The sequence below is a fragment of the Shewanella sp. N2AIL genome, from assembly GCF_022690845.1.
Classification (GTDB): Bacteria; Pseudomonadota; Gammaproteobacteria; order Enterobacterales; family Shewanellaceae; genus Shewanella; species Shewanella baltica.
Genome location: NZ_JALBYT010000072.1, coordinates 1 through 1,328 on the forward strand (window position 1 = coordinate 1; position 1,328 = coordinate 1,328).

1 protein-coding gene is annotated in these 1,328 nt (G+C 35.0%); it reads right to left on the bottom strand.

Annotated features, from left to right (window positions below; genetic code table 11):
- Positions 1 to 15: 15 nt before the first annotated feature.
- Positions 16 to 705, bottom strand: a complete 690-nt coding sequence (locus MO387_RS20735; protein WP_242326509.1) for a hypothetical protein — start codon at positions 703 to 705, stop codon at positions 16 to 18.
- Positions 706 to 1,328: the final 623 nt, after the last annotated feature.

The following is a 1,328-nucleotide window of genomic DNA, read 5'->3' on the forward strand; positions in this document are numbered from 1 at the left end:
GGACCAAACCTTTATTCAGTCTACAGTAACTACAAAATTAAATTGGGTGTTACCACTTAAATCCAATGAAGCACCTATCGTCTCAGCCATTTTAAGGTCAAAACCGAAACTCAAATCAAAACTTTCACTAATACTGAATATTCCATTTTTAGCCTCATCGACTAGCGAAATAAGATGCGGAAATTCATTAATCCATATGTACTCAGTCTTCTTTTCTGATGGCTTAAGAGGCGCTGAACATTTTATCTTTACTGTATAGTCACTACTTAAATCTAGGGTGGTTTTGCCGTCTAAGAGTAATCCTTCAACCACACCTTTAACACTTAAAGAACCTGTTTTAATTGATTTAATACTCAAATCCAGTTCTTTTACATTCAGATGTGCACGCAAGTAGTAAATTATATCCCCTATCATTTCTCGGATTATATACTTATGAAATTTACTTGCAGGGACTAATACGTTAGTTCTCGTCTCTTTAGGATGACGTATGTAATATTGATCATCTTGCCAGCTACCACCAAAGGCTTCAACAAAACGGTCTATCTCTGTCTTGTCAGATAAGACATAAAACCCTTCTCTCTTAAAATCCTTGTAATTTTTAAAAGGGTTACCAATAGATGCAGTGGCTAGAGGCAGATCCGGTTTTTTAAATTTGTTATTTATCTTACCAAAAATGCTTCTATCTATCCGATACACTTTAAGCATGCAAAAAATCCTTTTATAAAAAAAGATATAATAACATGGTGTTATTATATCTGTGTAGGGATACTTTAAATGTTAAAAATGATAGATGCATCATTAGAACGACCATATCGCCTAATTGAGGTTCCAGGGCCGGATTATACATTGTTAGATTGGTTAACAACACCTATCCAGTCGAACGAATTTCATTCGATTATGGATGATTTATATAAATCAATACTGTCGCATTAAGTCGATTAAAGAACAAAACAGCTAAATGTTAAGAGAATTTACAAAGCATAATCTCACCCTGATTGAGGTTCTGCGCTAAATCCAGTGAAACCGTAATTTGTGAATGCAGAACATTAGTAAATCTAGTCGTTTAACCTATTTCCGTGACGTCGTTGACGATTCAGCCAAACAACGACACAGTCATCACTAACCCAAAAACTCTGCGCTAAAATGGACATAAATCAATGCTATATTGCTAAAGACATAGCAGGCACTATAAGGTAACAATCGTGACTCACGACTAAGTTTGAAGTAAATACCATTGGTATTGAGGCTCCTTTCTTGTGTTTTAAGCTCGAGTCAATGCAGCTTAGTCAAATCCATCATATGAATATTTTTTCGGACCTCAATATGAG